Annotated in this window: 12 protein-coding genes; 10 read left to right on the top strand and 2 right to left on the bottom strand. The window is 64.6% G+C overall.

Annotated elements, in window-relative coordinates; all coding sequences use genetic code 11:
• Positions 1-32: 32 nt before the first annotated feature.
• Positions 33-1,874: a single-stranded-DNA-specific exonuclease RecJ gene (recJ, locus tag ABID59_RS06175; RefSeq protein WP_354082776.1), complete on the bottom strand. Its 1,842-nt coding sequence runs from the start codon at positions 1,872-1,874 to the stop codon at positions 33-35.
• 270 nt (positions 1,875-2,144) lie between these two features.
• On the opposite strand from recJ, the gene ABID59_RS06170 reads away from it, so the two are divergent.
• From ABID59_RS06170 to ABID59_RS06160, 3 genes are all read left to right on the top strand, one after another.
• Positions 2,145-3,224: a methyl-accepting chemotaxis protein gene (locus ABID59_RS06170; protein WP_148753870.1), complete on the top strand. Its 1,080-nt coding sequence runs from the start codon at positions 2,145-2,147 to the stop codon at positions 3,222-3,224.
• A gap of 238 nt (positions 3,225-3,462) precedes the next feature.
• A complete protein-coding gene (locus ABID59_RS06165; protein WP_354082775.1) occupies positions 3,463-4,011 on the top strand; it encodes a hypothetical protein in 549 nt (182 codons plus the stop codon).
• Positions 4,012-4,125: 114 nt separating this feature from the next.
• Positions 4,126-4,623, top strand: coding sequence for a bleomycin resistance protein (locus ABID59_RS06160; protein WP_148753869.1), 498 nt, complete (start codon positions 4,126-4,128; stop codon positions 4,621-4,623).
• Here ABID59_RS06160 and ABID59_RS06155 read toward each other — a convergent pair.
• Entirely contained in the window at positions 4,620-5,606 is a 987-nt protein-coding gene (locus tag ABID59_RS06155) for a helix-turn-helix domain-containing protein (RefSeq protein WP_354082774.1), read from the bottom strand. The two genes, ABID59_RS06160 and ABID59_RS06155, sit on opposite strands and share 4 nt — an antisense overlap.
• A gap of 502 nt (positions 5,607-6,108) precedes the next feature.
• On the opposite strand from ABID59_RS06155, the gene ABID59_RS06150 reads away from it, so the two are divergent.
• The 7 genes from ABID59_RS06150 (at position 6,109) to ABID59_RS06120 (ending at position 13,748) form a co-directional block, all read left to right on the top strand.
• The gene (locus ABID59_RS06150; RefSeq protein ID WP_354082773.1) at positions 6,109-7,116 is read left to right on the top strand and encodes a formylglycine-generating enzyme family protein; all 1,008 of its coding nucleotides are present in this window, start codon (positions 6,109-6,111) and stop codon (positions 7,114-7,116) included.
• A 242-nt stretch (positions 7,117-7,358) separates the two neighbouring features.
• Positions 7,359-8,354, top strand: a complete 996-nt coding sequence (locus ABID59_RS06145; RefSeq protein WP_354082772.1) for an AAA family ATPase — start codon at positions 7,359-7,361, stop codon at positions 8,352-8,354.
• Positions 8,355-8,361: 7 nt separating this feature from the next.
• Positions 8,362-9,339 (top strand): DUF58 domain-containing protein, encoded by a 978-nt coding sequence (locus ABID59_RS06140; protein ID WP_354082771.1) that lies wholly within the window; start codon positions 8,362-8,364, stop codon positions 9,337-9,339.
• Entirely contained in the window at positions 9,332-9,847 is a 516-nt protein-coding gene (locus ABID59_RS06135) for a DUF4381 domain-containing protein (RefSeq protein WP_354082770.1), read from the top strand. The genes ABID59_RS06140 and ABID59_RS06135 overlap by 8 nt, the downstream gene beginning before the upstream one ends.
• Positions 9,840-10,838 (top strand): VWA domain-containing protein, encoded by a 999-nt coding sequence (locus ABID59_RS06130; protein ID WP_354033533.1) that lies wholly within the window; start codon positions 9,840-9,842, stop codon positions 10,836-10,838. Before ABID59_RS06135 ends, ABID59_RS06130 begins: the two co-directional genes overlap by 8 nt.
• On the top strand, positions 10,831-12,354 hold the full coding sequence (locus ABID59_RS06125) for a VWA domain-containing protein (RefSeq protein ID WP_354082769.1): 1,524 nt from the start codon (positions 10,831-10,833) through the stop codon (positions 12,352-12,354). The genes ABID59_RS06130 and ABID59_RS06125 overlap by 8 nt, the downstream gene beginning before the upstream one ends.
• Positions 12,351-13,748, top strand: coding sequence for a BatD family protein (locus ABID59_RS06120; RefSeq protein WP_354082768.1), 1,398 nt, complete (start codon positions 12,351-12,353; stop codon positions 13,746-13,748). Before ABID59_RS06125 ends, ABID59_RS06120 begins: the two co-directional genes overlap by 4 nt.
• Positions 13,749-13,861: the final 113 nt, after the last annotated feature.

Here is a 13,861-nt window from a genome sequence, read left to right as displayed (position 1 = left end):
TTTTGTTGTTTGAAGTTTGTTGTTTACGGTCGTTATCTAATCACGGATGGTCCCTGGTCCGGTAGCGCGACGTCGATGACGCGAAACTGCACGCGCTCGGCGCCCTGATAGCGGTCGACCGACAAGGAGCCCGCGACATGCAGCTGCTGGCCACGATTGGCGAGCAGCGCGTTGCCGAGCTTTTGCCCGACCGAGCGGAACGCGATGCCGTTGACGATGGCGCCGTCCCCCGACTTGAATCGCAAACGCAGATGCGCCTGTCCCACCTCGTCGGCAAAGACGAGCTGATGCGCCGGCAGCGCCAGCACGGCTTCCGGATTGCCGCTGCCGAAGGGACCTGCCCGATTGAGCGTGGTCGCAAGCTCCGTCGTCACCGCGCGCGCCGAGATCGCGCCGTCGATGTAGAGCTCGTTGACATGCCGCGCCTCGGCGACGTCCTGCGCCAGCGCGTTCTCCAGATAGGCGCGGAATTCGGCAAGCTTCTCTTTCCGCAGCGTGACGCCCGCGGCCATCGCGTGGCCGCCGCCCTTGAGCAGAATGCCATCAGTGACCGCCTGCCGCACGGCCTTGCCGAGATCGACGCCGGCGATCGAACGGCCTGAGCCGGTGCCGATACCGCCGGGCTCGAGCGCAATGGCAAACGCGGGCCGCGAGAACTTCTCCTTCAACCGGGAGGCGACGAGGCCGACCACGCCGGGATGCCAGCCTTCGGACGCGGTAACGATGACGCCGAGCTTGTCTTCCAGCCCGATCGAAGCAAGCGCCTCGGCTTCGGCCTGCGCTTCTGCCGCCTGCTCGATGACCCGGCGCTCGCTGTTGAGACGGTCGAGCTCGGCGGCGATCCGCGCGGCCTCGACGCCGTCGCTCTCGAGCAGAAGCCGAACGCCGAGATCGGCGCGGCCGATACGGCCGCCGGCATTGACGCGCGGTCCCAGCATGAAGCCGAGATGCCAGGCCTCGGGCGGGCCATTGAGCCGCGCCACGTCCATCAGCGCGGTGTGGCCGACATGGTCGCGCCGCCGCATCGCGATCAGCCCCTTGGCGACGAAGGCCCTGTTGAGGCCGATCAATGGGGCGACGTCGGCGACGGTCCCAAGCGCGACGTGATGGAGCATGCCGAGCAGATCGGGCTCGGGCATCTCCGCGTTCCAGAAGCCGCGCCGGCGCAGCTCGCGATTGACGGCGACGAGCGTGACCAGCACGAGGCCGACGGCGGCGAGATGGCCGAGCCCGGAGAGATCGTCGAGCCGGTTCGGATTGACCAGTGCATCGACCTCCGGCAGCTCCGTGCCGGCCTGGTGATGGTCGATCACGACGACGGACATGCCGAGGCGCCTGGCTTCGGCCAGCGGCTCGATGCTGGTGGTGCCGCAATCGACGGTGACGAGCAGCGTGGCGCCCTTGGCCGCCAGCCCGCGAACGGCTTCGACATTGGGACCGTAGCCTTCAAAGATGCGGTCGGGAATGTGGATCAGCGGATCGAGCCCGCAATGGCGCAGATGCCAGGCGAGCAGCGCCGCCGAGGTCGCGCCGTCGACGTCGTAGTCGCCGAAGATCGCGACCGTCTCGCCCTTCGCGGCCGCATCGGCGATCCGCCTCGACGCGGCCTCCATCTCCGTCACGGTGAACGGATCGGGCAACAATTTTCGGATGGTCGGATCGAGGAAGTCGGGCACCGCGTCGATGTCGATACCGCGGCCGGCCAGCACCCGCGCCAGCAGTTCCGGCAGCTGGTGACGCTGCACGATGGCAAGCGCGGTGGCCGCGCCCCGCGCATCCAGCCGGTTGCGCCAGAGCTTGTCGGTGAGCGAGCGTGCCACGCCCAGGAAGGCCTGAGGCATTTCGACGGGCAAGGCGGTGGCGGGCGGCGTCATGATTGAGAGGGTCTCGGGACTCTGGCCCGACGCGATGGCGCGGCGTCCAGCTGGCTAAGGGATTGGCCGGCAATCCCCCGGGAATTGCAACGGCAGCGGCGCACAAAGCGGTGGATGGCCCGGCCGGCGTGACTACCATTTAGGCACTGCGCCGAACAGCAAATTAAGCAGGCGTTAGGTTGAATCCTAGAAAAAGACTCGTATTCGATCTGTAATTTGTTGTCCCGGGTTCGTTGCAGATCAGGCCTCATTGCCAAGGGAAGTTCCCCGATGTCCGCTGCGCTGGGTCTGAAAACCAAGCCGACCACCACCGAACCGGACGACGACGATGATTCCGACATCTCCGCGCTGATCAATCGCCTGACCGCGGAGGTCAACCAGATCGCGGTCGACAAGACCAAGTCGATCCAGCAGATCACCAACCAGATGAAGATGCTGGCGCTGAACGCGCTGATCGAAAGCTCGCGGGCCGGCGCGCAAGGCGCGGGCTTCGCCGTGGTGGCGCAGGAGGTGCGCGGCGTCGGCCAGCAGGTCGAGACCATCGCGCGCGAGCTCGAGACGCAGCTGACGAAGCGCACCGGCGATCTCGTCGCCTCGATCGACCGCATGAGCCAGCGCTCGCGCGGCGAGCGCATGATGGATCTGTCGCTCAACGCGGTCGAGCTGATCGACCGCAACCTCTATGAGCGCACCTGCGACGTGCGCTGGTGGGCGACCGATTCCGCCATGGTCGATTGCGCAGCCTCGCCTGCGCCGGCCGCGGTCACCTACGCCTCGCAGCGCCTCAGCGTCATCCTCGGCGCCTATACCGTCTATCTCGACCTCTGGCTCTGCGACCTCGACGGCAACGTCATCGCCAACGGCCGCGCCGACCGCTTTCGCGTCGTCGGCCAGAACGTCGCCCACACCAAATGGTTTCGCGAGGCGAAAACCTTGCGCTCCGGCGACGACTATGTCGCCGGCGACATCGAGAGCCAACCGCTGCTCGGCAATGCCCAGGTCGCGACCTACTGCGCCAGCGTCCGCGCCGGCGGCCAGGCCAACGGCGCGCCGGTCGGCGTGCTCGCGATCCATTTCGACTGGGAGCCGCAGGCGCGCGCCATCGTGCAAGGCGTGCGCGTCGGCGACAACGACAAGGCCCGCGTGCTGCTGGTCGACTCGCATTTTCGCGTCATCGCCGCCTCCGATGGCCAGGGCATTTTGAGCGAGCGCATCTCGCTGTCGCTCAACGGCCAGCGCTCCGGCTTCTACCAGGACCGCACCGGCACGATGATCGCCTTCCATGCGACGCCGGGCTACGAGACCTATCGCGGGCTCGGCTGGTACGGCGTGATCGTCTGCGGAGCGTGAGGCCGGAGCCGCCCAATCCCAAACCTTGAAAACAACCCCATGCACAGTAGCCGCGGGGTTGTTTTCATGACGTTTTCTCTTTCGATCTGGCGGGTCGAAACCAAGCCCTGGATTCAGTTTTGATCTCGCCGGGAGCGTCCTGTGAAGGCTCGCTCAAGGCTATCCGCTTCGCCGTCGCACGACTTGAATTTTCTCGCGATGCCGTTTGACACGTCGGGCAAAACACCGGCATTCTGCGATGATGGCAAAGCCTGCGAGGCTCGGAGCCGCTTCCGCGGCAAGGCAGCTGATCTGGCGCTCCTGCGATGCCTGGATCGCCTCCAGAGTGTCATCGGCGCTCTCGTCAAAACAAGTTCGATTAGTACCGGACGAACGACCTGACTTCGAGATTCGAAGCGCCGAACGAGTCCTCCAATTCGAAGCCACTGAAGCGGATATGGAGGGCCGCCGGCGTGGCGACGAGCCTGACGACGAAGGCTGGCAGCCTGATCCCGTCGAGGAGTGGCGGAAGAGATTTGACGCGATCCCAGCGGCCCTCGACCGTGTCGTAAGTAAGAAGCTCTGCAAAGATTATCCGCCGGGCACAGCTCTGGTCGTGTACGTCAATCTGGGATGCTACGGTGCATACCTAAAGGAAGGAATTCCAATTCTCCAAACCGGCACCGCAGCCGCCAAAGATAGATTCAGCGTTGTGTTCGCGATGTGGGAGGGCGTCCTCTACAAGTTTTGGGAGGACGGCGCTGCTGTCTCCGAGCAATGGCCGTACGCCCGCCCGGACGACATCTAGCGACACATCTAAGAGCCGAGCGCACGCGACCAACGCCAAATGACGAATGGCGAAGCGGACCCGGCAAACGCCAATTCTATTCCTAGCCCTTCTGCTCTTCTCCGGGAAGCGACCATGTCAAAGCCACCGCTTTCAGATCCTCACGCTCGCGCCGCCTCCGACAGCACGGGAAGCGCACCACGCGACGGCTTTGCCGATCTCGTGCCTGAGCTCAGCGTCTCGGACATTCAGGCCAGCCTGTCGTTCTGGCGAGACCTGCTCGGGTTCGAGATCGCCTATGACCGTCCTGACGCCCGGTTTGCCTATCTCGTCAGGGGCCGCTTGCAGGTGATGCTGTGCGAGCGGAACGGACGCTGGGAGACGGCCGAGATGCAGCGGCCACTTGGACGCGGCATCAATTTTCAGATGGTTGTCGACGGCATCGATACGATCCTGAGCGCGCTCGATGGAGCGAAATGGCACCTCTACGAGCCGCCGAACGAGGTCTGGTATCGGGTCGGTGACCGGGACGTCGGGCAGCGTGAATTCCTGGTCCAGGATCCCGATGGCTATTTGATCCGCCTCGTCGAACGCTTAGGGACACGCGCGCCATCGTCATCCGCGCAGCGCTAGGCGCTAGCGGTATCGTTCCCGGCCGTGTGCAACGTTGCAACTCCGAGCGTCTGCGACGGACGTTCGCCGAACATCGCAAGATAATATCGCGAGAACCGGCCGAGCTCGTAAAACCCCTGCTCCATCGCGACGGCCGCCACGGTGGTCGAGCCAGGTGCGCTCTGCTGCAGGATGGAATGAACGGCGCAGAGCCGCTTGTGCCTGAGGAAGCTGACCGGGCCGAGGCCAAATACTTCATGAAAAGCGCGATGCAGAGTACGCCGCGCGACGCCCAGCGCAGCGCAGACTTCCGACACGTGCACCGGGCGGGTGCCAGCCTCGTCGAGATATTCCTCGGCCCTGCGGATCAGCCGTCTTGCCGAAGGCAGCGAGCCATTGTCGTCGGTCGGCAGCGAGGACATGACGTTGGCGGCGATGCATTCGACGATCGATCGTTTCCAGAAATCGGCGGTCGATCGCGTCAGGCCGGACTTCTGGGTCCGCAGATGCGACATGATCCGAACAAGGCTGCGTGACGCTATTGCGCCGGTCTCGAGGTCCGCGCGGAAATGGCCGCGGCTGCGCCAGGTATCGGGGTCGCTCAACCGCGGCTCGCCGCCAAATAGCGAAGCGACCTCGTTGATGTCGAAGCGCATCGCTGCGTAAGCGGACGCGCCGTGAAACACCCCGTCATGCTCCAGCAGCGGCGGAATCACGAGCACGTCGTTGAGCTGCATGTCGAACGACCAGTGCGCGACACGATCTTCGGCTGCGAGAAGCATCCCGATGATCAGCTTGTCATCGCTGGAAATGCGCTGCGTGCGCATGCCGACATTGAAGGTGCCGATGCTCAGCGAAAAATCGTCGATGCCGATATGCGACAACGTTCCGCGCAGCCGCCCGCGGCCGAGCTGCATCACATCGACATGCGAGCCGTGAACGGCCTGACGAAGTCCTTCGAAACCGTCCAGCTTTCTCGAATCAACCAGAAGGAATTGCCCCATGGTTGTACCCTGTTGCTGAAGCGCGACAATTCTGCGGCAGGTCGCAACAAAGTGCCACCACAACGCGAGGCGGGTGCGACAATCTGCCTTCGCGTTTTGAGACAAACGCTATCGAAATCCAGCAGGCAAATTTGACTGCATTTCGGCTTAATTTCAGTGGTTTGCGACGTGGGTCGTTTGGTCTCACCCAGTGCTCCTGCGTACTGGCACAAACTGCACATCACAGCCGTCCAATCTTCGGATACCGTTTGCAACCTCAGCGGTATCGACCCAAAGCGCTCTGCGGATGGCAGAGCGCACGCGGCAGGGTTTTGCCGCCTGCTCGAAAGCGTGCGCGCGAGGGGAAAAAGATGTCGACGCAATGAAGCGTCGTCCTCTCCTCCAAGCGCCAAGAAAGAGGGACCGGACAATGCGTCCAGCGTACCGGGCAATGGGCCGTCGACGACCTCTGCCAAGGTCTTCGCCGTAGCATCGGGTGGAATACGCGTATCGGAGTACCACCATGTTGCGCGCGGATCTCGATCACTGCGAGTGGTTGCCGGATGATGTGAAGACCGGCGAGATGGTCTTTATTCCCGGCGGAACCTTTCGCATGGGGTCCGACCATCATTATCCCGAGGAGGCGCCGAGCCATCGCGTCTTCGTCGACAGCTTCTGGATCGACCGTACGCCGGTCACCAACCGGCAGTTCAAGCAATTCGTCAACGCGACCGGCCATGTCACTGAGGCGCAGATCGTTCCTGATCCCAGGAACTATCCCGGCGCGCTGAAAGAGATGCTCTATGCGGGATCGCTGGTGTTCTCGCCCCTGCCCCGCATCACCGATCTCACCGACTGGAGCCAATGGTGGTCCTTCCTGCGGGGCGCCAACTGGCGCCATCCCTACGGCCCCGGCAGCAACATCAGGGGTCTCGACGACCATCCGGTCGTGCACATCTCCTACAGCGATGCAGCGGCCTATGCGCGCTGGGCCGGCAAGGATCTGCCGACCGAAGCCGAATGGGAGTTCGCCGCGCGCGGCGGCCTCGACGGCGAAGAGTTTGCATGGGGCGATGCGCTGATGCCGGGCGGCAAGCACATGGCCAACATCTGGCAGGGAAGCTTCCCCGCCCAGAATCTCGGCGAGGATGGTTACGAGCGTACCTCCCCGGTCATGGCCTTCCCGCCGAACGGCTACGGCCTCTACGACATGATCGGAAACGTCTGGGAATGGACCTCCGACTGGTGGACGGCAAAGCACGCCGCCGACGCCGCAAAACCCTGCTGCATCCCCAAAAATCCCCGCGGCGGCGGTGAGGACGCAAGTTACGACCCTCGCCTCCCCGACATCAGGATTCCCCGCAAGGTGTTGAAGGGCGGATCACATCTTTGTGCGCCGAATTACTGCCGCCGCTACCGCCCCGCCGCACGCCATGCGGAGCCGGTCGACACATCGACCAGTCATGTCGGATTCCGATGCGTGGTGCGAGCGGCCGATCCTGATTCAGCGAGATCACCGTCCGCAGGATAGGAGTGCCGGAAAGCTTCAGGAATTTCCCGCCATGTGCCAAGGCGGCGAGCTTCACCATCGGCGACGCCATGGACAAAATCTACGCGGCCAACCCCAACAAGTGAGGCACCGAGATCCGAGATGAATGCCGCGCCATCATGCGTGGTCGTGAACAAGTCGACGTTCGCGGGATGCGAACGTCTCGCAAGGTGAGTGAGATTTCCATGCCGGACGGAAGCCCAAGCAAACGCATGGCGGCTCCAGTGTCTCAAGGTGCCGGGACGTCGTCGGCGCGCGAAGGCCTGCTGGATCTCAGGACACGGATCGGAAAGTCGGTGCTCGGTCAGGATCATCTGGTGGAGAGCATGCTGATCGGGCTGCTCGCCAACGGCAATCTTCTGATCGAAAGCCTGCCGGGCCTTGCCAAGACCCGCGCGGTCAAGACGCTCGCGAAGCATCTCGCGGCGGATCTGTCGCGCGTGCAATTCACGCCCGACCTGCTGCCGTCGGACGTGACCGGCGCGGAGATCTATGTCCAGACCGACAAGGGCGGGCAATTCGAGTTTCAGAAGGGACCGATCTTCGCCAACCTCTTGCTCGCCGACGAAATCAACCGCGCGCCGGCAAAGGTGCAATCCGCGCTGCTCGAAGCGATGGAAGAGCGTCAGGTTACCGTCGCCGGCAAGACCTACAAGATGCCCGACCTGTTCATGGTGCTTGCGACCGAGAACCCGATCGAACAGGAGGGCACGTATTCGCTGCCGGAGGCCCAGCTCGACCGCTTCCTGATGCATGTCGTCATCACGTATCCGGACGAGGCCGTCGAAGGCGAGATCATCAAGCTCAATCGCGCGGAGAACGCGCAGAAGCCGAAGGACCGCGGCGCGGAGCTGCCGCCGATCCCGCAACAAGCAATCCTGGACGCGCGCGGCGAAATCGATGGGATATTCGTCTCCGATCTTGCCCAGAAGTATGTGGTGGACGTGATCTACGCGACGCGATTTCCGGACCGCTACGGCGATCCGCTCGCCAAATGGATCCAGGTCGGCGCCAGTCCGCGTGGCAGCCTCGCGCTCGATCGCTGTGCCCGTGCACGGGCCTGGCTCGATGAATACGAGTTCGTGACACCCGACCACGTGCGCGCGGTGGTCCATGACTGCCTGCGGCATCGCTTGATCCTCAGCTACGAGGCGGTGTCGCAGGGCGTGACGCCCGACCAGGTGATCGACAAAATCACCGAACTTGTCGCTGCAGCGTGAGGCCGTCATGACATCAGCCAACTCGCCCGGTGTCTATGTCAGTCTCGACGACCTGATCGCGCTCGAATATCGCGGACGCAAGGTCTCGTTCCTGCCGCGCCAACCCGTGCACAGCCTGTTGTCAGGTCGCTTCGCGTCGCGCATGCGCGGACGCGGGCTCAATTTTGAGGAGATCCGGGACTATCGCGCCGGCGACGACGTCCGTTCGATCGACTGGAAGGTGACGGCACGGCTCCAGAAGCCACACATCAGGGTTTTCAACGAGGAGCGCGATCGGCAGACGATCCTCGTGGTCGACCAGCGCCTGTCGATGTTCTTCGGCAGCCGGCTCGCGATGAAATCGGTGACCGCGGCACAGGCTGCGGCGATCGGCGCGTGGCGGGTGCTTGGTGTCGGCGACCGGATCGGAGCAATCATCTTCGGTGACCGCGATCTCGTGGAGGTGAACCCACGGCGCAGCCGGGCCAACGTACTCCAGATCTTCTCAGCCATCGTTGCGCAAAACCAGGCGTTGGGCGTCGGTCGCGGTCTCGTCTCCGCGCCGGCCATGCTCAACACGGCGCTGGAGCACGCTCTGCGCCGCGCGCTGCACGATACGGTCGTGGTCATCATCAGCGATTTCGACGGCGCCGACGATGCGACGCGCAAGAAGATCGGCGCGATGGCCCTTCACAACGACGTCGTCGCCCTGCTGGTTCACGATCCCCTGCAAAGCGACCTTCCGCCATCGGCCAGCATGACGGTGACTGACGGCGAGTTGCAGATCAGGCTCGATGTCGGACGCGACAGCGTGCGCAAGAACATCTCGCAGGCGACCGAGGAGCGCCTGAGGGGCGTCTTCGCCTGGACGCACGAGCTAGGCATTCCCGTGCTGCCGCTGAGCGCCGCGGAGGATACCGCCGTGCAGCTCCGTCGCCTCCTTGGCGCGATGCCGGCCAGGCACGGTCGCGGCGGTAGCCACAGGACGGAGCCGACCCTTGGCTGAACACCTGGCTGAATCCTTGGCAAAAGTTCAACCCGCCATGCCCGATCCGGTCGCCGGCCTCATCGACATCCCGTTGCCGCGCGAGGTGAGCCTGTGGCCGCAGACCTGGGAAGCGCGGATCGCAATCATCCTGGTCCTGGCGGTCGTGACCGCTGCGGCGTGGCGCCTCGTGCACCATCGGCGCGGCAATCGTTATCGGCGCGAGGCGATCGCCGAGTTGACCGCGATCAGGCGCGCGAGCCCCTCGGCACGAGGAGAACTGCTGACACGGCTGGCCCTGCTGGTCCGGCGCACGGCGCTCGCGGCCTTTCCTCGGGAGCAGGTCGCGCCACTGATCGGCCCGGCCTGGCTTTCTTTCCTCGACCGGAGCTATGGCGGAGACGAGTTCTCGCAAGGAATCGGTCGTTTGCTTGTCAGCGGCCCCTATCGCCAAATCTCGCCGGATGATGCCGAACTGAAATCGCTCGTCGGTCTCGTCCGCAGCTGGATCAGGAGGCACCATGCTTGAATTCGCCTGGCCCTGGCTGTTCCTGCTGCTGCCGCTGCCGATCCTCGTATGGTGGCTGTTGCCGCCATACCGGGCGCGGCAGGCTTCGGTCCAGGTGCCGTTCTTCGAACGGCTGGCGGCCGCGACCGGACAGACCCCGCAGCGGGGCGCCGTGGTGCTGGAGCGTCGCGCCTTGCAGATGATCGTGGCGGCGGCGATCTGGATCCTGCTGGTCATAGCGCTCGCAAGGCCGCAATGGGTCGGTGATCCCGTGACGCGAGAGGTGTCCGCGCGCGATCTGATCCTGGCGATCGACATATCGGGATCGATGGACCAGCGCGACTTCAAGACGCCGGACGGTACGACGCTGACGCGGCTCGACGGCGTGAAGCGCGTCATCAAGGATTTCATCGCCCGCCGCAAGGGCGACCGCGTTGCGCTGATCCTGTTCGGCACCAGGGCCTACGTGCAGGTGCCGTTCACCCAGGACCTGCAGACCGCGCAGCAATTGCTCGACCAGACCGCAGTCGGAATGGCCGGCCAGCAGACCGCGATCGGCGACACCATCGGGCTTGCCATCAAGACCTTTGCGACCAGCACGGCGAAACAGAAGCTCCTGATCCTGCTGACCGACGGCAACGATACGGCGAGCCGGGTGCCGCCCGAACACGCTGCCGATATCGCGCATCAGAACGATGTCGCCGTCTACACGATCGGCGTCGGCGATCCCGCAGCTTCGGGCGAAAATCGCGTCGATCTCGGCGTCCTGCAATCCGTTGCAAGCACGACCGGCGGTCACTTCTTCCGCGCCGAGGACGGTGCGCAGTTGCAGGCAATCTATGCCGACATCGACCAGCTCGCCCCGGCAAAGCTCGATACGCTGTCATGGCGCCCGAAATTGCCGCTGTTTCAATGGCCGCTCGGCGCCGCCGTCGTCCTCGGCCTGTTGCTGTGGCTTACGCTTCTGCTCGGAAGCGAATGGCATCGCATGAAGATCGTCAGCCATGCATGATGCCGCCACCATATCCTTCCATCTGCTGCGCCCGCTGTGGCTTGTCGCGCTGATCCCGGTTGCGGCCGTGTTCGCGCTGTTGCTGTGGCGGCAGAACGCGCGGGCGCAATGGGGCGGCGTCATTGCGCCGCACCTGCTTGACCATCTGATCGTGCAGCCCGGCCGGGGACGCAGCGTCAACGCGCTTTATCTCGTGGCCGCCGCAATGGTGCTCGGCACCATCGCGCTGTCCGGCCCCACCTGGCGGCGCGAATTGCCGCCCTTTGTCGAAGACAAGGCGCCGCTGATGATCGCGCTCGCGGCCGGGTCGTCGATGACCGAGAGCGACGTCGCGCCTTCGCGCCTCGAACGCGCCAAGCAGAAGATCGGCGATCTCCTTGCGGCACGCGCTGGCGCCAGGACCGGGCTCGTCGCCTATGCCGGAACCGCGCATCTGGTCATGCCGCTGACCGACGACCGCTCCGTGATCGCGCCGTTTCTCGCCGCGCTGACGCCGGGATTGATGCCGTCGGACGGCAAGAACGTGACGAGTGCGGTTGCCCTGGCTGCACAATCCCTCGCGACGGAGCCAGTCGCCGGCACGATCCTGGTGGTCGCCGACGACCTCGGCGCTGCCGACGCCGCGCCGATCCGGCAGGCGGCCGGGCGAAACAATCTGGTGATGCTCGCCGTGACCGCGAGCGCAACGTCCGAGCCATTGGGAAGCGACGTCGTTCGGGTCAGTGTCGACGGTGAGGACATTCTGCGGCTTGAGCGCCGGATCGAGACGCGTTTCCAGGCTGCCGAGGGCGATGCGTTCGGTACGCGATGGCAGGACGAGGGCTTCTGGCTGCTGCTGCCGCTCGCGCTGCTGAGCCTGCTCTGGTTTCGGCGCGGCACGACGGTCGCGTGGGTTGTTGCCTTCGTCCTCCTGACCCAAGTGAGCCCGTCACGGGCCGGCGAGACGTCGCGCCTTGCTAATCTCTGGCTGACTCCGGATCAGCAGGGCCGGCTCGCGTTCGACCGGGGCGACTATCGTGCCGCGGCAAATCTGTTCGCCGACCCGATGTGGCGGGGCATCTCCGCATACCGCGCCTACGACTTCATCGTGGCCGCGCAGGAATTTACGCGGGTCGAGACGCTGGAGGGCACCTTCGCGCTCGGCAACGCGCAGGCCCAGAACCATGCCTTCGAGAAGGCGATCAAGGCCTATGACGATGTGCTGAAGGTCCAGCCGGGCCATCTCGCCGCCAAGACCAATCGCGCAATCGTGCAGGCCGCGCTGGACGCGCAGGAAGCGAAGCGTCGCAAGCAGGAGCAGGACGATAGCGCGGCGCCCGACCAAAAAGCCGACGAGATGCGCGTCGACCCCAAGCAGAAAGGCGGCAAGACGATCAAGGTCACGCCGCAGGACGTCACCACCGCAGGCGCGGCCGAAGCCTGGATGCGCCAGGTCCAGACCTCGCCCGCAGACTTCCTCAAGCTGAAATTCGCGATCCAGGCGGTCGCGCCGGCCCAAGGGGGAGCGTCGCGATGAGACATTGGCTCGCTGCCATTGCGTTGCTGCCCGCGGTCGCGCTGCCGTCGCAATCCGGGCGGGCGCAACAGCCCGTCACGCCCGCCCCGACGGTGCAGGTGACCATCGATCCGCCGCGCGTGGTGGTCGGGCAGCAAGCGACGCTTCACGTCATTGTGCTGGCGCCGAACTACATGACGTCGCCGCCCGAATTGCCCGGCTTCCAGCTGCGTAACGCCGTGACCCGGCAGCTGCAGAGCGTCAACACCAACGAGCAGCGCGACGGTGCGTTCTATGCCGGCGTGCGCTTTGAATATGCCATCTACCCGCAGGAGCCGGGCTCCTATGCTGTTTCGGACCAGAAGGTCCACGTCAAGTATGCTGCCGAGCCTCCGGCGACGCGCGAAGTCGACATCGTGCTGCCGCGCGTTTCGTTTGAAGCCTTCATTCCGGATGCCGCGGCCGAGCTTCGGCCATTTCTGTCGGCGACCCGGCTGAACGCCGAGCAAACGATCAAGCGCTCGTCGGATCAGCTCAAGCCAGGCGATGCCGTCACGCGGACTGTGACGATCGCGGCCGAAGGGACGCCCGCGATGCTGCTGCCCCCGCAGCCGTTCGCCGACGTCGATGGTCTCAAGCTCTATCCCGCGCAACCCGCCCTCGCGGACAAGACGGAGGGTCGCACCGACGTCATGAGCTCGACCCGCGTTGATTCCGCGACCTACATGCTGGAACGCCCCGGCGACTATTCCCTGCCCGCGATCGATATCGGCTGGTGGAACACCGGCGACGGCAAGGTCCAGCAGGTTCATCTCGATGCCGTGCCGCTGAAGGTCATTGCCGATCCGGCAGGAGGTACGGTGCCCATCGACGGGTCCGACGTGAGCCGGACGTGGAGCGGCCTTGTCGACCTCATTGCGGATCACTGGCCATCTGTGCTGGTCGCGACCCTCATTGCTGTCGCACTTGGCTGGTTCGCACCCGGCATGGCGCGGCGAGCTGCGGATTATCATCGTCGCCGGCGGGAGGCCTATCGGCAATCCGAAGCGTTTGCGTTCGACCGGCTTCGCCGCGCCGTTCGTCATCGAGACGCAAGCACCGCGTACTTCGCATTGCTTGACTGGCTGCCACGTCTTGAGGCCACCTCCTCCCGGACTACGATCAGCGCCTTCAGGTCCGTCGCATGCGATCCTGCCCTGGACGGTCAGATCGGCGCCATCGAGCACGAACTGTTCGCAAGACAGCACGATTCGCACCGCTGGTCGCCACGCCAGCTGCTGCGCCACGTCACCGTCGCCCGCCGCAGGCTGCGACTGCGAACCCACCGCCGCAAAAGCGCGCGTCTACCGCAAACCCTCAATCCAGTCGGGGCCTCGAAGGCTCCGGCCCATGGCGGCAGAAGGCCTGCCAGATGACTGAAGCCTACGGAGACTGATCAAGCAGAACGCAAGACTCGGAAGCCAGAGCGAACAACACTTGCAGACCAAAGGAGCGTCGAATGCGCAACGAGACAAATAAAGACGGCGTC

Source organism: Bradyrhizobium sp. S3.3.6, from assembly GCF_040546905.1.
In the GTDB taxonomy this organism is placed as follows: Bacteria; Pseudomonadota; Alphaproteobacteria; order Rhizobiales; family Xanthobacteraceae; genus Bradyrhizobium; species Bradyrhizobium cytisi.
Note: the sequence above shows the minus strand (reverse complement) of the source record. Positions and strands in the feature narration are given on the sequence as shown.

Coding starts and splice junctions, on each gene's coding strand:
- ABID59_RS06120 (WP_354082768.1), top strand. CDS start 12,351: ATGAGACATTGGCTCGCTGCCATTGCGTTGCTGCCCGCGGTCGCGCTG.
- ABID59_RS06170 (WP_148753870.1), top strand. CDS start 2,145: ATGTCCGCTGCGCTGGGTCTGAAAACCAAGCCGACCACCACCGAACCG.
- ABID59_RS06130 (WP_354033533.1), top strand. CDS start 9,840: ATGCTTGAATTCGCCTGGCCCTGGCTGTTCCTGCTGCTGCCGCTGCCG.
- ABID59_RS06155 (WP_354082774.1), bottom strand. CDS start 5,606: ATGGGGCAATTCCTTCTGGTTGATTCGAGAAAGCTGGACGGTTTCGAA.
- ABID59_RS06125 (WP_354082769.1), top strand. CDS start 10,831: ATGCATGATGCCGCCACCATATCCTTCCATCTGCTGCGCCCGCTGTGG.
- ABID59_RS06165 (WP_354082775.1), top strand. CDS start 3,463: ATGATGGCAAAGCCTGCGAGGCTCGGAGCCGCTTCCGCGGCAAGGCAG.
- ABID59_RS06160 (WP_148753869.1), top strand. CDS start 4,126: ATGTCAAAGCCACCGCTTTCAGATCCTCACGCTCGCGCCGCCTCCGAC.
- ABID59_RS06150 (WP_354082773.1), top strand. CDS start 6,109: ATGTTGCGCGCGGATCTCGATCACTGCGAGTGGTTGCCGGATGATGTG.
- recJ (WP_354082776.1), bottom strand. CDS start 1,874: ATGACGCCGCCCGCCACCGCCTTGCCCGTCGAAATGCCTCAGGCCTTC.
- ABID59_RS06140 (WP_354082771.1), top strand. CDS start 8,362: ATGACATCAGCCAACTCGCCCGGTGTCTATGTCAGTCTCGACGACCTG.